Genomic DNA, 16,527 nt, shown 5'->3' with positions numbered 1-16,527 from the left:
CTGGTACTAATCGGCCGAGGACTTACCAACAAAGAAGCTACGCGTCCACTGTGCAGTATCTGAAACAACACACAGACACTGCAGCAGACATCGAAGAGTCTACGAAACCCCTACACAGGGTTTTCGTCGGTCTCGGGGATGTCAGCGCTGCTGTGTGACAGTTTCATAGAGTTACGGCGGCTATAGCGGTGGGGAAACGCCCGGTCCCATTCCGAACCCGGAAGCTAAGGCCACCTGCGCCGATGGTACTGCACTCGACAGGGTGTGGGAGAGTAGGACACCGCCGGACAATCATTCACGAGGACCCCCAGCCCATGGCTGGGGGTCTTCGTCGTTTCCAGCCCAATCCCGCCGAATCAGTGTGCTGGACAAGTGATCACTGGGAACTGGTGGCGGCTTCGCCCGACTTGGGACCCACGCCACCAGTTCCCACTGATCAACCGACCAATACGGCACGCCCGGAGGACACCTGCCTTGGCACCTAATGGTCTATCGACCGACAGTCCGATTCCCTTGTGCGCGAACATTTTTCCGCGATCCCCGCTATCCGAAACCCTTCGGCGTCGAATGTCAGGTGACCATTCCGGATGGTAGGTTCTGCACCGCAGTCCAATTCTTCACCAGGCTTTCAGCAGGAACGTCACAACCTCCATCTCGGGTAGCAGCCCGCGGGGGTGTTGTTCGGATGACCGGATAGTCGACGGGAAGGTTTGCGATGGCGATCAATCGATCGATCGAGTTCGGGTCAGGTGCTCCGCTGCGTGGACACCAGAAGGCAGCGCGGCGTTGCTCCTATCTCGCCGCAGGTGTGCTGGCGGTATCTGCCGTCGGCTACGGCATGGTCGATGCCCCCGTTTCGATAGCCGACAACGGTGAGGCAAGGACCGTCTGCACCGGCGGCAAAGGCACGATCACGATCTCGGAAGAGGACGGCGCCTTCTATGGCGACGCCGAGCAGACGACGCCGCTGGAGAAGGGCGCCGATTTCAAAGAGGGCGACACCTGCCCCGCCGACGCGGTCGGACGGTCACAGGAGATCTCCGTCAAGAAGGACGAGAATTCCTGTGTCTACACGGCAAAACCTGCCTCGGGCAAGGACTCCGGCGACGCGAAGATCAAACCAGGCGCCGGCTACGTCACGGTGGTGCTCCCGATGAGCGGTGGCAAAGGCACCCTGTACGCAGTGGCCGAACAAGCGGGCGCAGAGTCCGAGAACGAAGCCGAAGCCATTGTCACCGGGACGGTGCCGGGAGGTCGTGGCAAGGTCACCGAGTGCAAGCTCGAGGCCGCCGCGGTTTTCAAGGTCACTGACATCACCGTGACCAAGGCTGCGAAGAAGTCGAACGACTCGAACAGCTCGACCGGTCGAGGCGAGTAGGTCGGGAGACGGTCGCCGCGCCGAGAATTGTCGGCGCGGCGTTCGGTGTGGACAGCAAAGTCACCTGAGGAAACAGGGGTGGATTGTGCCCATCGGGCGCGGGGATGCATTGGCGCGACTGGCCGGATTCATGGCGTGGCATCGGCGCCGGGTCTTTGCCGGATGGCTGATCGCGGTCGTTCTCGGTCTGATCGGAATACCGCCACTGCTCGCAGCGGTGGTGTCGCCGCCGATCGAGGTCGCGGATTCCGAGTCGCAGCGTGGCGGTGCCGTCCTCGGCGCGGGCTTGCCCTCGTTGGGGAACGACCAGATGATCGCGGTGTTGCACGCGCCGGCGCAGCGGGCGAGCGACCCGGTGTTCGGTGCCGCGATCAACGCCGCGATTCGTGCGCTGGGACGTTTGGACGGAATCGCCGGTGCCGCAGTGCTCCCCAAAGCAGGTGATCCCGATTCGTCGTCTGCGCTGGGTGAGGCGGCCGAGCCGCTGCGCCCATTACTTCGTGATGAGCACACCGCGTATCTGTTGGTGGGCGTGTCCGGCACCGATCAAGAACGGCAAGACCGGGTTCCGAGGCAGCAGTCGGCTGTCGACCAGGCCACGCAGACTGCGTCGGGGGGTGCGGTGCGGGCGTATCTCGTTGGCGGGGCGGCATTCGGGCAGGCCATGCAGCAGGTCGAGATGTCCGATCTCATGCGGATCGAGTTGGTCGCGGTGCCTGCTGCGATAGCAATGCTGCTGGTGGGGTTGCGGGCGCCGGTGGCTGCGATGGTGCCTCTCGTCATCGCGGGGGTTTCGGTGGTGGCCACCTTCGGCGTGTTCGCCGTGGTGCGCGGAGTCTTCTCGGTGGACGGCATGCTGTTGATCGGGGTCAGTGCCATCGGATTAGGGATCGGCATCGACTACCCGTTGTTCGTCATGAATCGCTACAGAGCGGAGTTGTCGGCGGGCGCGGACCCGATGCAGGCCATCAGGACGGCGGCCGCGACCACGGGGCGCGTGGTGGTGTATTCGGGCCTGATTCTGCTGCTGGCGTGTTCGTGCCTGTTCATGGTGCGCTGGCATGTGTTCGCGCAGGCAGCTGTCGGAACCTTTGTGGTGGCTCTGGTGACAGTGGCGGCGTCGCTTTCGTTGTTGCCTGCGATCCTGGTGTCGCTGTCCGGATGGCTCGAATGGCGGCCGCGAGGGATGTCGCGAGGAGTTCCACCGGTCGGCAATCCGGGCGAAGGGAGCGGTTGGCTGGCGCGCTGGGCGCGGCACCTGATGCGGCACCCGTGGTGGTATGCGATTGCGGTCACCGCAGGTCTTTTGGTGGCGGCGGTTCCCATGCTGGACATGCGTCTCGGCCTCGAGCCGGAAGGCCGTGCGATAGCAGGGCACCCCTTTCTGACCGGCATCGAGATCATGGCACACGAGGCCCCCGGTTTGGCGAGCCCGGTGATGATCCTGCTCACCAGGCCCACCGGCGCCGCTGAACCGGACACCGGTCCGCTGTTGGCGGCACTGCGCGCCGATCCAGAAGTGGCCGCTGCCACCACAATCGACAACGACGACGACCTCACCGCGGTGTTCGCCATTCCGAAACACCTACCCACCACACCGGAGGTCGAAGGGTTGGTGTGGCGGGTCCGCACCGAGATCCTGCCGTCGACCGCGCCGAGCGGCAGTGCCCCGCTGGTCGGCGGTCCGAGCGCACTCATTGCCGACATACTTGCCGAGACGTCGACGAAGCTGTGGTGGGTGGTTGGCGCCGTGCTGATACTGATGCTCGCCGCGCTCGTCGTGGTGCTTCGCAGCGTGGTGTTGCCGGTGAAGGCGATTGTGATGAGCCTGTTGGCAACTGGAGCATCTTTCGGGCTTATGGTGCTGCTGTTTCAAGGTGGCGATGACGGTTCCGTCGGTCTTGTGAATCGCGGCGTCATCTGGCCGCAGGTGCCGCTCGTCGTGTTCGTCATTCTCTTCGCGCTGTCGACGGACTACGAGCTGTTCCTTGTTGGTCGAATCCAGGAGGAGTATCGGAAGACTCGTGACAACCGCGGTTCGGTGGTCGCCGGACTTCAGCACACCGGCAGGTCGATCTCGCTGGCCGCCGTGATTCTCGCCGTCGGCTTCGGCAGCTTGCTGGTGTCGGACATCAGCGGTTTGCGGCAGTTCGGATTCACCCTGGCCGCCGCACTGATCATCGATGCCACCGTGGTTCGGTTAGTGCTGGTGCCCGCGTTGATGCAGATCATGGGTCGCTGGAACTGGTGGTTTCCGTCAGTGCCTGGATCTCAGGGGAAGGGCAGCGGCGGACCTCCCGTCGTTGGCCCGCTCGATCGAAGCGCACAGTCCGCCGCGATGGCGCGGTAGTCATCGAATCCACCATCCAGTACAGGAGAAGCCATGCGACTCGCGACTCGCTTGCCTGGCGAACGTCACCTCGCGCAGCATGATGCGGATCGGATCGCGTTGATACGGGAGCAGATTGCCGGGGTCGGCGATCGGTGGCGGGTGACGCATCCGTGGCTGGCCCGCCATCAGAACGGGATCGGGCTCGCCATCTTCGTCGGCTCGATCGTGGGTGTGCTCGGTGATGCCGCGCTCTATCGGATCGGTGTACTGCCCTGGTGGGCAACAATATTGGCGACCGGCTTCTGGTTGTCGTTGTTGCACGAGATCGAGCACGACCTTATCCATTCGATGTACTTTCGCGGCAACAAATGGATGCACAACACGATGATGTTGGGGGTCTGGCTGTTTCGACCAAGCACCATCAATCCCTGGGTGCGACGTCGGCTGCACCTGCATCATCACGAGATGTCGGGGACCGCTTCCGACCTGGAGGAGCGCGGCATCACCAACGGTCTGCGGTGGGGTGGTCATCGCCTGCTCAGTCTGTTGGACTCGATTCTCGGATACGCTGCACGGCCCTTCCGGATGCGGCGACTCGTCAATGAGTATGTGGCGCAGGCGGCTCGCGATCCCGAGGATGCCCGGCGGCTCGCGATGACCACCCCGCTCGCCTATTTCCCGCTCAGCGGACTGCATTACGGGCTGTGGTATCTGACGATCGGTGTCCATCTCTACGAGTTCTTCGGCGGCAGTATCGCTTTCGTCGGGGCGTATGCGGCTTTGAACTTTTTTGCGGTGACCTTGTTGGCCCCCAACATGATCCGCACCTTCTGCCTGCATTTCGTGAGTTCCAATATGCACTACTACGGAGACGTCGAGGCGCACAACGTGCTGCAGCAGACCCAGGTCTGGACTGCCAAATGGTTGTGGCCGGTGCATGCGTTGTGCTTCAACTTCGGTGGCACACATGCCATCCATCACTTCCTCGTCCGTGACCCGTTCTATGTCCGCGAAGCGATCCGAGCCGAGTGCCAGGTGATCCTGCGCGAACACGGTGTCCGGTTCAATGATTTCGGTACCTTCCGCCGAGCCAATCGGTTCGGGCTCGCCGCCTCGGGATCGGTCGAGCCGTGATCGAGGACGGTGTGGCCACCGGCACGGTCACTGGCCTGTGGATCTGCGTGACCTGCGGGATGATCTACGACCCCGCCGAGGGGGATCCGGACGGCGGCATCGCGCCGGGCACGGCATTCGCCGATATCCCCGACGGGTGGGTATGTCCGGTCTGCGGCGCGCGGAAAGCGGACTTCATCTCGTACGAGGACTGACTCGCGGCAGCGCCGGGATCAGCTCGGGCTGCCGGGTGCAGCGGGGTATGGGAGAGTAGGGCACCGCATTCGGCGGCCGAGGGCGTTGGCTCGGGCTTGTTCGGCTTGTTCGGCGGCGATCGGTTTCGCAGCAATCTCACAGGGAATACCCGGTGCAGATGCGGCGGAGACCTTGATCATGGAGAGGTACCGCAAGACATCGGAGGTGTGCATGGCCGTCGCAACGGCAGCCGACGACCGGACGGTCGTCAGATCTCGCTGGTGGCGGCCGCGGGTGCCTGCGACAGTCGGCTATCTGACCGCGCTGGTCGTGGTCACCTCGATCTTCTCGGTACTGAGCGATTCGGCGCAGACGAAGGTGGTGCTGCACGCAAGCACCAATCTGCAGAACCTACTCAACGGGCGAGTTGTCACGCTGCTGGCGAGTGCGTTGGTGATCGGCGACGTCGGCGTCGCGTGGTTGATCATGCCGCTGCTCGCGTGTCTGCTCGCGCTGGCCGAACTGCGGTTCGGTGCGTTGCGGATGGTTCGCGTTTTTCTCGCAGGCCACGTCGGTGCGACGCTGCTGGTCGCGGCCGGGCTGTGGGTGTCCATCGAATTCGACTGGATGCCTGCGAGCGTGCGCTGGAGTGAAGACGTCGGCGTCAGCTACGGGGCGATGGCCCTGATCGGGGCGCTGGTCTTCGTGGTGCCGCGGCGGATGCGAATCGGTTGGGCCGCCGTGTGGTTCGTCGGCGCCATCGGTGGAGTGCTGATCGGGCAGACCTTCACGAACGTCGGGCATCTGCTGGCGTTCGGCATCGGATCCGGCGTCGGGTACGCCATGATCCGCACCAAGAAGCCGGTCACCCGGCAGTTCACCAAGGTGGAGTGGGCGCTGCTCGGCACCAGCTCGGTGCTGGCCGCCGCCGTCCTGTTCGGCTGACGACACCGGTTCACCCAGGGGGATGGCAGCCTGCGGGGTGGGGAAGCACTAGAGTGCTTGGGTGCGCCTAGTGATTGCTCGCTGTCAGGTCGACTACGTCGGGCGACTTACCGCCCACCTTGCGATGGCTCGCCGATTGCTGCTGATCAAAGCCGACGGCTCGGTCCTCGTCCACTCCGATGGTGGCTCGTATAAGCCGCTCAACTGGATGAGTCCGCCGTGCTGGCTGGAAGAGCGCGACGGTGACACCGTGCCCGAGGGGGCGAAAGCCTATTGGGTGGTCACCAACAAGGCAGGGGAAGAGCTGCGCATCACCATCGAGGACATCGAGCACGACTCCTCGCATGAGCTCGGCGTCGACCCCGGTCTGGTGAAAGACGGTGTGGAGGCGCATCTTCAGGTGCTGCTCGCCGAGCATGTGCAGACCCTCGGTGCCGGGTACACCCTGATCCGTCGCGAGTACATGACCGCGATCGGCCCGGTGGATCTGCTCTGCCGCGACGCGGACGGCGCCACCGTGGCGGTCGAGATCAAACGTCGCGGCGAGATCGACGGTGTCGAGCAGCTCACCCGGTACCTCGAGCTCCTGAACCGTGACCCGCTGCTGGCCCCGGTGGCGGGTGTCTTTGCTGCCCAGCAGATCAAGCCGCAGGCGCGCACCCTCGCCGAGGATCGCGGAATCCGCTGCCTCACCCTCGATTACGACGCCTTGCGCGGCACCGAGAGCACCGAGTTCCGGCTGTTCTAGAGCTGCAGGATTTTGCGCATCTGCACTCTGGTCCTGGGATCCGCCACCTCCGTTGGATCCGCACCCAGGATTCAAGCGGCGGTTGCACAGGGCTGATAGATCGGGTCGAGGGCAGCTGGCCGACCACTCCGGCAGGTTGGCTGCGGTGGTCCGGTCCGGAGGATCCCCGCGATCGCGGCCGGGTTCGCGCCGAGGGGGCACTGGTGCAGGTGGCTTCTCGGGCGATGCCGCCACCATTGCCTCGTGATCATTCGACCAATTCCCGAAGGGCCGCGGAAGGGCCCGAGGGTTTGGCTCCGGTGGATTCGAACTTGCGCGCCGGGGGTGACCGGTGGTGGGGAGTTGGGCGGGTTCGGGTGCGGAGGTGACGTGGTCGGCGAGCCCTTAGGCTGGATGTATGCCTCGTCGAAAGCCGCGCGCCGATCGTCAGGCGGGCCGCTCGGCACCAGGCGTCCCGCCACTAGGTGACGTCTTCGGCCGGACCGAGCCGGGCCCACACAGCGACGAAACCTACATCGTCCGCACCATCCCCGCCGCCCGCGCCCTCAAGACCTACCGCTGCCCCGGCTGCGACCACGAGATCATGCCCGGCGTCGCCCACATCGTCGCCTGGGCCGCCTACGACGGCGAAGAAGACCGCCGACACTGGCACCGCGGCTGCTGGAACGGCCGCCAAACCCGCACCATCACCCGCCGCTGGTCTTAGCTGCCGGATTTCTTGGCTCGCCCCAGGTCACGAACCGCTCGGCGACCGGCGAATTGCACGCTGGGTCGCAGAGCTACCGAATGCTTCATCACGTTGGCCAACGACCTGCGCTAGGCCCAAGTCACGGTTCAGATTTCGGCTCGACCTCTCGGCCGTGTCCCCATCGACAATTGGTGGCTCGCCGAACGGGACATGACAGCGGAAGGTACGGCGTGTCGACTCGGCCATGTCCCGCTCGCGATGAAGTAGCTCGTCGAGTGGGACATGAGCCTGGCAGGGGACTGCGCCGACCCGCTAGCCAAAGTTCGGTAGCGGCCTTCGCTCCGGTTCGGGTTTCGGTTCCGGTTCGGGGCATGGATCAGAATCGGGTCGCTCGGGCTTCGGCTCGGGTTCTGGCCCAGGCTCGGGTCCCGGTTCGGGCTCTGGCTCTGGCTCTGGGCTCGGCCAAGGTTCGGGCTCCGGCTCCGGCTCTGGCTCTGGCTCTGGCTCCGGCTGCGGTTGTGGTTGTGGTTGAGGTTGGGGTTCCGGCCGCGGCTGTGGCTGGGGTCCCGGTTTGGGTTCGGGTGGTTTGGGGCCGGGCTTCGGCTCAGGTTCGGGCTCGGGTCCCGGTTCGGGCTGTGGCTCTGGCTCTGGGCTCGGCCAAGGTTCGGGCTGCGGCTGCGGCTGCGGTACTGGTTGTGGTTGTGGTTCCGGTCGAGGTTGTGGCTGAGGTTCCGGTTTGGGCTCGGGCGTGGGGTTGGGGTCCGGTGGCTCCGGCGTGGGATCCGGATCAGGCGGCTCGGGGCATGGTTCGGGTTCGGGCGGCTCGGGCTTGGGCGGCTCAGGCTTGGGCGGTTCGGGTTTGGGCTCCCACAGTGAGTTGTCGGGGGGAGCTGCGATCTTGTACTCGGGGATCGGTGGGACGCTGAAATACCTTGGTGTGTACGGGATCTTCGAGGTGGTGTCGGGGATCTCGTCGAGGGTTCGTTCGGTCTGGAGGTTTGGGGTACCTTCCTGTGGCTGTGCGCTCTGTTGGGTTTGTTCGACCCGCGGGGGAGTGCCGGCGGTGGCCGGATTTTGTTCGGGCGCTTCCGTGCGCGGTTCGGCTGGGCGGGACTCAGCGACTTCTGCTCGGGGCGTAGTGCTCTGGGAGGTGTTGGTGGGTCCGGCTTCGACTCGTGGGTCGGCGCCGGTGGTGCTTTGGCCGTGCTCGGGTGCTCCTGCGCGGGGTTCGGGGCTTTGTGGCCGTGGCGTTGTCTCGGCAGGTTTGGTGGGCTGCGGGCGGTTCGCCTCGGACGACGAGGTGGTGTTCGTGGTGCGACGTTCGAGCGGGTTGTCGGGTGCGGGGGTGCGTCCGTCCGGGCCTGACGCAGGTCGGGGAAGGCTGCCGTCGCCTGAGGTGTGGCTGGTGGTCGGGCCCGGTGTCGGTGCGACGATCGGTGTGGGGGAGGCCGGTGGTTCGCTTCCCTTGGTGCCGGGATCGCTGGAAGGTGTGTTGGTGCTGACGGTTTCGTTGCCGGCGCCGGAATGGTGTTCGGGCTGGATGCCTTTCGTTGCGCCAGGCTCGCCGGGCTGCGGGGCTGCCACAGTCGGTTCGGTTGGTCGCGTCGGCGATTGCTGCTTCGGCGGTGTCTCCGCCCGTGGGGCGTGACCTTCCTCGTGGGCGCCATCGTTGGTGCCCTCGCTCATGCCAGCCGTCGGTTGCTTGGGGTTGGCTGCCGTCTCGTGCGTCGAACCGAGTGTGCCGTCGGTGCCCATCGCGGTGGGCGAGGGCTGAGATTCCTTGGGACTGGCCACGATTCCAGATTCATGGCCTCCGGTGGGCGTCGTCCCTGCTGTGCCGATATCGGGCGTGCCTGCACGGCCCTCGCCGACCTTCGGCTCACCAGTGCTGCCTGACCCATTGGTCGACTGACCGCTCTGTTCCGGCGCGCCCGCGTTCGTGGTTTGGCCGTGCTGTCCCCCGGTGCCGGTCGGTGGGGTGTTGTGTTGCTCGGCACCGGTGTTGGTGGGTTCGCCCGGGTGCGTGGGACCGCTGTTCGTAGGTTCGCCCGGGTGTGCGAGGCCGGTGTTCGTGGGTTCGGCATTGTGTGTTGGGGTGCTGGTGTTGGCTGGTTGGATGTGGAGTTCTCCACCGGCGGGGTTCGTGGACTTGCCGTGCTGTTCTGCGGTGCCATGGCTCGTCGGTTGGGGGCCGTGGGCGACTGGTCCGGTGGTTGTCGATGGTCCGGTCGGTGGTTCACTCGATCCGGTGTGACCAGGCGTCTCGGTGTTGGCGGTAAGGGGGTTCTGCGGCCGACTTTCGGGTCCGTTGGTTGCCGGATCGCCTGTGTGGGTTGCGGATACGGGGTTGCCTGCGCTCGCGGGGCGCACCGGTGGTGTGGCGCCGTCGGGGGTGCTGCCGAAATGGGTGGGGGGTGCGGCGCTGAACCTGCCTGCGGCAGGACCCCTCCCGGGGAGGCCGTGGCGAAATCCCTTGCTACCGCCAACCAACACACCATATGCCGCACCGCTGGTGAGCACGCGGTCGTCCCAGGTCCAGGTCATGCCGTTGGCGAAGGGGCCGACGCCCCAGGCTGCTACGGCGCCGGCCATGCCTGAACCGGCGCCGACCGCTGCGCCCTTGAACGCGCCACCCCAAGGTCCACGCAAGGGAACTTTCGCGGCCGCCTTTCCGAGCAGGCCGCCTGCCGGGCCGCCGACCGCGCCCGCTGCCGCAGCCGTGTACGCGGTGGTGCCGACGCGCTTCCAGTCGATACCGTCGCGGGTACCTTGGCCGACTTGATAGGCCTGGATGGCCAGGTCTTGGCCCGCGCCGAGGGCGGTGCTGATGACGACGTGTTTGGCGGTGAATTTCGCTACTGCGGCGATGCCGGTCTTGGCGGCGAAGCGCGCTATCGCGCTGACGGCGCGTTGGCCGAGTAGCCGCACGGCCAGGCGGGTCGCGGCTATGGCGGCCGCCTCGACGAGCGGAGCGGTGGGTGGGAAGGCCCATGCCGCAATGATTTCGAAGGCCAGCATGGCCAGCGAGCTGATGACGAGGATCTTGGTGTACTGGATTTCGGTGGCGAGTGCTTTCGCGGATTCCGCGACCATGTCCAGGACGTCGGCCAATTGGCGCAGTGATTCCGGGCCGTGGTCGAGTTTGTTCAGCGACTCGGTGATGGCCTCGACCCCTTCGCCCCATGGGTAGGAGTCGATGGTCGCTTTTCGGGCCGCGGCCAGGTCTGGGAGCAGGTCACGGATGTCGGCTGCGGCCTTGCGCCAGTCGTCGGCGATAGCCCACATTGTGTCTTCGTCGCCGTCGGGCCAGTCCGAGCCTGCGATCCAGCCGAGCCATTCCAGCTCGCTGGGGATGGTGATCGACACCGGCTACCGGAACGAACCGGCCGAACGCCGGTCCATACCGTCGAGCAAGTCCGCGGCCTTGTATTGGCCGTCGCAGTATGAGCCAAGGGTTTTCGCCGTGTTGCCGAGACCTTCGGTCAGATTCTTGTGTGCGGCGAGGTAGCCCTCCGGACCGTCGGCGAAGGTGCTGCCGTAGCCGTCGCCGCCCCATGCGGTGCCCCTGGCCGCCAGCGAGGTTTCCAGGGTAGTGAGGATGTCGTGCACCTGGTCCCGCAGCTTGCCCATCTTTCCTGCCGCACTACGCAATTCACCTGACGTGACGCCGACCTTCACCACAAATCCCTTCACGCGCACAACCATCCAGACGATGGCATCGGCGGGCCTGCCCGGGATAGGGGTCGTCGGCCGATTTTGCGAGTCTTTGATATGCGGTGCACGGCAATGGGTCTCGGTGAAGTCCAGGTCTGTGCCCGACATACCCGCCGCCGAGGTAGCGGCGCGTTGGCGAATTCTTGACGGTCTACTGCCCTGCGGCGTGCGCTGCCCGCAACCGTTGCGCCAGTGTCAGAAAGACGGTGAAGTTCGGAATTAGGCTCACCGGAAGCGATTCCAAGGGCCGAGGCTGTCCGGCCACGTCGACTCGCACCCATCCTTTGTGCACCGAGATGTCGGTGACATCAGCCCACAACGCCTGCCGCTGTCCGGCCCCGATCGCCGTCTCGGTCATCCAGAAGTATTCGAAGTCGAGCCGCCCGCCTGCCGCGAGCGCGGCGGCCGCCGATGGCAGCTGAGCATCGCTGATCGCCTGGTCGATCTCCGGACCCCAGCGATCCGGGTGCTCGATGCCCTGCCGCAGCACCACGGGTGTGCCGACGGTGTCGACCACGGTGTAGGAGTGCGAAATCTGGTTCGGGGCAGGGTTGTTCGCATGCTCGACGATGCTTCGGCGCAGTGTTGTGCTGTCGTAGCGGACCGCCCGCGCCGCACCGCCGATACGGACAACCAGCCCGCGCTCGTACAGATCGAGCCGACTGCCGCGATTGCGTTCACGCACGTACACCAGCCACAGCACGTCGACGAGCAAGCGACCACCGATCAGCACCACGCCGGTGATCCCGAAGATGGTCAGGATCGCCGCTCCGCTCACCACGCCGACCAGCGACATCAGCCCGGCGAGCAGCAGCCCGACCGCCTCGATCAGGTACCGTCGCGAACTGGGCTCCGCCGCAAGATATGTCGCACGATGCGCACCAAGACCCGCCGCGCCGGCGGCCAGGCCGACGTCGGTCCGAGGCCCGTACGTCCTGGTCGCCGCGATTCCGCGCATGCCGTCATCGTGCCTGGCCGCAGCACATCTGACCATCGTCCTTGACGAAACCTGTACGGCTTCGTCCGGCGGCGCGATCCCGCGAATACAGGAAGGCCGCCCCGTTCGGGGCGGCCTTCAGAGTGGATTCGGTTGGGGTACTGCGTTAGTCGCCGCGTCGCCCGCCGTTAGTTGTAGAGGTCGGCGTGTCAGTTGCTGATATCGGCGTTTTCGCGCTCCTCGTCGACAATGTCGTCCTCCTCGGTCGAAACCTCGGGGATGGCCTTGCGGTTGGAGCCGGAGACCTGCTTGGTGTTGCCGCCGATCGACTTGCGCTGATCCGGAACACCGTCCAGCAGTTCGCTTTCCCGGTTGACGGCGGCGAGCATCGCGGGCACCGAGTCGAGCTGGCCACGGATGCCGAGCAGCTGGGCGAGCACCCGGCCGCGCAGCACGCGCATCTCCTCGGCCAGTTCCTTCGCGTGCGCGATCTTGCGCTCGGAAGTCTGGGTGGCGGAGGTGATGAGGCGGTTGGCCTCGTCGGTCGCGTCCTTGATCCGCTGTGCGGCCTCGGCGCGGCTGGTGGCCTCCAGCTCCTCCATGGCGCGGGTGAGCTTGGTGCGCCGCTCGGCCATGGTGACCTCGAAGTCCTGCTGGGTCGCCTTGCGCTTGGCGTCGGCTTCCTTACCGAGGCGGTCGGCCTCGGCCTGGGCGGCTTCGATGATCTTGGCGGACTCGGTGCGCGCGTTGGCCAGTGTCTGCTCGAACTCGATTTCGAGCGCTTCGCGCTTTTCCTTGGTTTCGGCCAGCAACGACTCGTACTTGCCACGCATCTCGGTGGCCTGCTGCTCCGCGATCGACACCATCTCCGCAGCCTCGGCCTGTGCCAGGGCACGGACCTCGGAGGCCTCGTCGGAGGCCAGCCGCAGCATGCGGGAGATGCGGTCGGACATGCCTTCCGCGGTCGTTGGCGGCACCGAGAGACGGTCGACCTCCTTGCGGAGCTCGTCGATCTCGTCACGCGCATCCTCGAGCTGGCTCGCGAGGTTACGGGCTTGTGCCGCAGCAGCATCCCGGTCGGTAGCGGTGACCCTTAGTTCGGCGTCGAAGCGGTCGAAGTAGTTGCGTACCTCGTCTTGCGCATAACCCTTGCGCACAACGGTGAAGGGCAGTGCAACGAAGCGATTGCGATCGGACTCAGGTGACGACATGGCACACAAACTACAGCCTACCGAGTCCTCATGGTGACTCGACCGCGAATGTGATTAGGCAGAAATTTTCAGGCTCGATCTTGATACTAGTGCGTAACATTCGGGCTCGGCTCGACCAACTCGATCAGCACACCGCCAGCATCCTTCGGATGCAGGAAATTGATGCGCGAATCCGCTGTTCCAGGCCTCGGCACCTCGTACAGCAAACGCAAGCCTCGTGCGCGCAGGTGCGCACAGACCGCATCGAGGTCGGTGACCCGGTAGGCGAGTTGTTGCAGGCCCGGTCCGTTGCGATCGATGAACTTCGCAATGGTCGACTCGGCGTTCAGCGGGGCCAGCAACTGCAGGGCAGTCGCCCGATCCGGTGCGCCGGGCAGGGAGAGCATCGCCTCTGTGACGCCCTGGCTTTCGTTGACCTCGCGATGGGTCTCGACCATGCCCAAATTCTCGGCATACCAGGCAACTGCGACATCGAGATCGGGCACCGCGATGCCGACGTGGTCGACCGCGACGACGTAGTCGGCGGGGATGAAAGTAGACGAATCCATATCGTTGCTCACCACTCGAACGTAGCGCTTACCTGCGTACCGGCAACCGGAAGTGAGCAGTTACCGTGGAGTACGGAATCCTGCGAAACAAGAAGCGAGGCTCGTCGTGACCAATTCCGTGATCGTCTCCGGTGCGCGTACCCCGGTCGGTCGGCTGCTCGGCGGCCTCAAGGACTTCAGCGGTTCCGATCTGGGTGGCTTCGCCATCAAGGCGGCGTTGGAGCGTGGCGGCGTCGCGCCGGAGCAGGTCGACTACGTGATCATGGGCCAGGTGCTCACCGCGGGCGCGGGCCAGATCCCGGCCAGGCAGGCGGCTGTCGCTGCGGGCATTCCGATGGACGTGCCCGCGGTGACCGTCAACAAGGTGTGTTTGTCCGGTATCAACGCAATTGCGTTGGCCGACCAGCTGATCCGCGCAGGCGAGTACGAGATCGTGGTGGCCGGCGGCCAGGAGTCGATGAGCCAGGCCCCGCATCTGCTCGAGAAGAGCCGCGAGGGCTTCAAGTACGGCGATGTCACGCTGCGCGACCACATGGCCTACGACGGCCTGCACGACATCTTCACCGACCAGCCGATGGGCGCGCTGACTGAACAGCGCAACGACACCGAACCGGTCAGCCGCGCGGACCAGGACGCGTTCGCGGCGGCCTCGCATCAGCGCGCGGCCGAGGCGTGGAAGAACGGCATCTTCGACGACGAGGTGGTTCCGGTCTCGGTGCCGCAGCGCAAGGGTGAGCCGTTGCTGGTCGCTGCCGACGAGGGCATCAGGGCCGACACCACCGCGGAGTCGCTGGCCAAGCTGCGCCCGGCGTTCCGCAAGGACGGCACGATCACCGCGGGCACCGCCTCGCAGATCTCCGACGGCGCCGCCGCGGTCGTGGTGATGAGCAAGGCGAAGGCCGAAGAGCTCGGCCTGAGCTGGATCGCCGAGATCGGCGCCGCAGGCGTCGTCGCAGGCCCCGACTCGACGCTGCAGGATCAGCCTGCCAACGCCATCGCGAAGGCCTGTGCGCGCGAAGGTATTTCGCCCGCCGATCTGGATCTGGTGGAGATCAACGAGGCGTTCGCCGCGGTCGGTGTCGCCTCGACCAGGAAGCTCGGCATCGATCCGGCGAAGGTGAACGTCAACGGTGGTGCCATCGCGATCGGCCACCCGCTCGGCATGTCCGGCGCCCGCATCCTGCTGCATCTGGTGTTCGAGCTGAAGCGGCGCGGCGGTGGCGTCGGTGCGGCCGCGCTCTGTGGTGGCGGCGGTCAGGGCGATGCCTTGATTGTCCGGGTCTAAATTCCCAAGTCGGACACCATGATCGCGCGCCGCACCGTCGTTGTGCGGCGCGCGAGTGTCTTTCGGGCCTGCTGAGCTGTGACCCGTCCCACTACGACGCGTCGTAGTGGATCCGGCACAATGGTGCGCATGGGCAATGCATTCGACCTGAGTACTCCCGCGAAGCGGTTCCGTTTCATCGCGGTGCTCGAGGCGATCTCGTGGGTTTTCCTGATCATCGGCATGGTGTTCAAGCGGCTGCCGGAGCCGGTGCTGTGGCCGGTCAAGGTGTTCGGCATGACGCACGGCATCATCTTCGTGCTGTTCGTCATCGCGACCGTCATGGCGGCGCGTGAGCTCGGCTGGAACGCGAAGACCACGGTGCTCGGGCTGCTCTCGAGCATCCCGCCGTTCTTCACCCTGCTGTTCGAGATCTGGGCGGTCCGGGCAGGCAAGCTCGCCGAACTCAGCGCGGCGAATTCTGCTGACACCCCAGCCCCAGCCTCTGCTACGTCGTGACAAACTGGAAACCGTGACTCGACCTGCCGCACGCCGAACTTCGCCCGCCGTTGCCGCCGCCATGTCCGGTGCGGTGGATCTGTCCAGTCTGAAGCAGCCGCCCGCGGGCGCCGCCGGCGCGACCGGTGGCGACTACGCGGTCAACGAGACCACCTTCGAGGCGAAGGTGCTGCGCCGCTCGGTGCAGGTGCCGGTGATCGTCGCGCTGTACTCGCAGCGCAGCCCAGGCAGCGTCGAGCTGGTCCGGACGCTGGAGCGGCTGGTCGGCGAGGCAGGCGGCGCATGGGACCTGGCCACGGTCGAGGCCGAGGCCAACATGCGGATCGCGCAGGCGTTCGGCGTGCAGGGCATCCCGACCGTCATCGCGGTCGCCGGCGGTCAGCCGCTCGCCGACTTCCAGGGCGCCCAGCCCGAACCGCAGGTGCGGCAGTGGTTGAGCGCGGTCATCGACGCGGTGGCAGGCAAGCTGCCCGGCGGCGAAGACGCACCGGAGGCGCCGGAGGATCCGCGCTTCGTCGCCGCGGAAACGGCGTTGGAGCAGGGTGACCTGGCCGGCGCCGAGGCCGCGTACGAGGCGATCATCGCCGCGGAGCCCGGCAACGAAGAGGCCAAGGGCGCGCTGCGTCAATTGCGGTTCCTCGCCCGCGCGCAGGGCATTCCGGAGTCCGCGATCGCGACCGCCGACGCCGATCCCGCCAACGTGGACGCCGCGCTGGACGCCGCCGACGTCGAGATGATGAACCAGCAGCCGGAGGCCGCGTTCGACCGCCTCATCGGGGCCGTCAAGCGCACTGCGGGCGATGACCGGACCAAGGTGCGCACCAGGCTGCTCGAGCTCTTCGAGCTGTTCGACCAGGCCGAGCCGTTCGTTGTCGCGGCCCGTCGCAAGCTCGCCGCCGCGCTCTACTGACCGACGGCCCGGTCGAACCGGGCTT

15 protein-coding genes and 1 rRNA gene are annotated in these 16,527 nt (G+C 65.9%); 11 read left to right on the top strand and 5 right to left on the bottom strand.

What is annotated here, in order from left to right; all coding sequences use genetic code 11:
- Positions 1-172: 172 nt before the first annotated feature.
- From rrf to ACGFNJ_RS15840, 8 genes are all read left to right on the top strand, one after another.
- A 5S ribosomal RNA gene (rrf, locus tag ACGFNJ_RS15875) occupies positions 173-289 on the top strand.
- A gap of 426 nt (positions 290-715) precedes the next feature.
- A complete protein-coding gene (locus ACGFNJ_RS15870; RefSeq protein ID WP_393447790.1) occupies positions 716-1,378 on the top strand; it encodes a hypothetical protein in 663 nt (220 codons plus the stop codon).
- An 85-nt stretch (positions 1,379-1,463) separates the two neighbouring features.
- A complete protein-coding gene (locus ACGFNJ_RS15865) occupies positions 1,464-3,728 on the top strand; it encodes an MMPL family transporter (protein WP_393447788.1) in 2,265 nt (754 codons plus the stop codon).
- A gap of 33 nt (positions 3,729-3,761) precedes the next feature.
- Positions 3,762-4,844: a fatty acid desaturase gene (locus tag ACGFNJ_RS15860; RefSeq protein WP_393447786.1), complete on the top strand. Its 1,083-nt coding sequence runs from the start codon at positions 3,762-3,764 to the stop codon at positions 4,842-4,844.
- Positions 4,841-5,038 (top strand): rubredoxin, encoded by a 198-nt coding sequence (locus ACGFNJ_RS15855; protein ID WP_393447784.1) that lies wholly within the window; start codon positions 4,841-4,843, stop codon positions 5,036-5,038. Before ACGFNJ_RS15860 ends, ACGFNJ_RS15855 begins: the two co-directional genes overlap by 4 nt.
- 211 nt (positions 5,039-5,249) lie before the next feature.
- Positions 5,250-5,963 (top strand): rhomboid-like protein, encoded by a 714-nt coding sequence (locus ACGFNJ_RS15850; protein WP_393447782.1) that lies wholly within the window; start codon positions 5,250-5,252, stop codon positions 5,961-5,963.
- Between the two features lie 61 nt (positions 5,964-6,024).
- Complete coding sequence (nucS, locus tag ACGFNJ_RS15845; protein WP_393447780.1) at positions 6,025-6,711, top strand: endonuclease NucS; 687 nt, start codon at positions 6,025-6,027, stop codon at positions 6,709-6,711.
- Positions 6,712-7,108: 397 nt separating this feature from the next.
- Entirely contained in the window at positions 7,109-7,417 is a 309-nt protein-coding gene (locus ACGFNJ_RS15840) for an ATP/GTP-binding protein (protein WP_393447778.1), read from the top strand.
- Positions 7,418-7,711: 294 nt separating this feature from the next.
- On the opposite strand, the gene ACGFNJ_RS15835 is transcribed toward ACGFNJ_RS15840, so the two are convergent.
- The 5 genes from ACGFNJ_RS15835 to mce form a co-directional block, all read right to left on the bottom strand.
- Entirely contained in the window at positions 7,712-10,765 is a 3,054-nt protein-coding gene (locus ACGFNJ_RS15835; RefSeq protein WP_393447776.1) for a hypothetical protein, read from the bottom strand.
- Between the two features lie 3 nt (positions 10,766-10,768).
- The gene (locus ACGFNJ_RS15830) at positions 10,769-11,092 is read right to left on the bottom strand and encodes a WXG100 family type VII secretion target (RefSeq protein ID WP_393447774.1); all 324 of its coding nucleotides are present in this window, start codon (positions 11,090-11,092) and stop codon (positions 10,769-10,771) included.
- 172 nt (positions 11,093-11,264) lie between these two features.
- Entirely contained in the window at positions 11,265-12,071 is an 807-nt protein-coding gene (locus ACGFNJ_RS15825) for a DUF6585 family protein (RefSeq protein WP_393447772.1), read from the bottom strand.
- A gap of 188 nt (positions 12,072-12,259) precedes the next feature.
- The gene (locus ACGFNJ_RS15820) at positions 12,260-13,261 is read right to left on the bottom strand and encodes a hypothetical protein (RefSeq protein ID WP_069163093.1); all 1,002 of its coding nucleotides are present in this window, start codon (positions 13,259-13,261) and stop codon (positions 12,260-12,262) included.
- A gap of 86 nt (positions 13,262-13,347) precedes the next feature.
- On the bottom strand, positions 13,348-13,809 hold the full coding sequence (mce, locus tag ACGFNJ_RS15815) for a methylmalonyl-CoA epimerase (protein ID WP_393447870.1): 462 nt from the start codon (positions 13,807-13,809) through the stop codon (positions 13,348-13,350).
- A gap of 106 nt (positions 13,810-13,915) precedes the next feature.
- Here mce and ACGFNJ_RS15810 point away from each other — a divergent pair, with 106 nt between their 5' ends.
- The 3 genes from ACGFNJ_RS15810 to ACGFNJ_RS15800 all read left to right on the top strand — a co-directional run bounded on the left by ACGFNJ_RS15810 (position 13,916) and on the right by ACGFNJ_RS15800 (position 16,502).
- Entirely contained in the window at positions 13,916-15,094 is a 1,179-nt protein-coding gene (locus ACGFNJ_RS15810; RefSeq protein ID WP_393447770.1) for an acetyl-CoA C-acetyltransferase, read from the top strand.
- A gap of 129 nt (positions 15,095-15,223) precedes the next feature.
- Entirely contained in the window at positions 15,224-15,592 is a 369-nt protein-coding gene (locus ACGFNJ_RS15805) for a DUF3817 domain-containing protein (protein ID WP_393447768.1), read from the top strand.
- A gap of 61 nt (positions 15,593-15,653) precedes the next feature.
- Positions 15,654-16,502 carry a tetratricopeptide repeat protein gene (locus ACGFNJ_RS15800; protein ID WP_393447868.1) on the top strand — a complete coding sequence of 283 codons (849 nt, stop codon included), beginning with the start codon at positions 15,654-15,656 and terminating at the stop codon, positions 16,500-16,502.
- Positions 16,503-16,527 lie beyond the last annotated feature (25 nt).

Origin of the sequence: Nocardia sp. NPDC049149 (assembly GCF_043197455.1) — a bacterium.
GTDB lineage: Bacteria > Actinomycetota > Actinomycetes > Mycobacteriales > Mycobacteriaceae > Nocardia.
The sequence above is the reverse complement of the archived record's forward strand: the minus strand, read 5'-3'. Positions and strand labels throughout refer to the sequence as shown.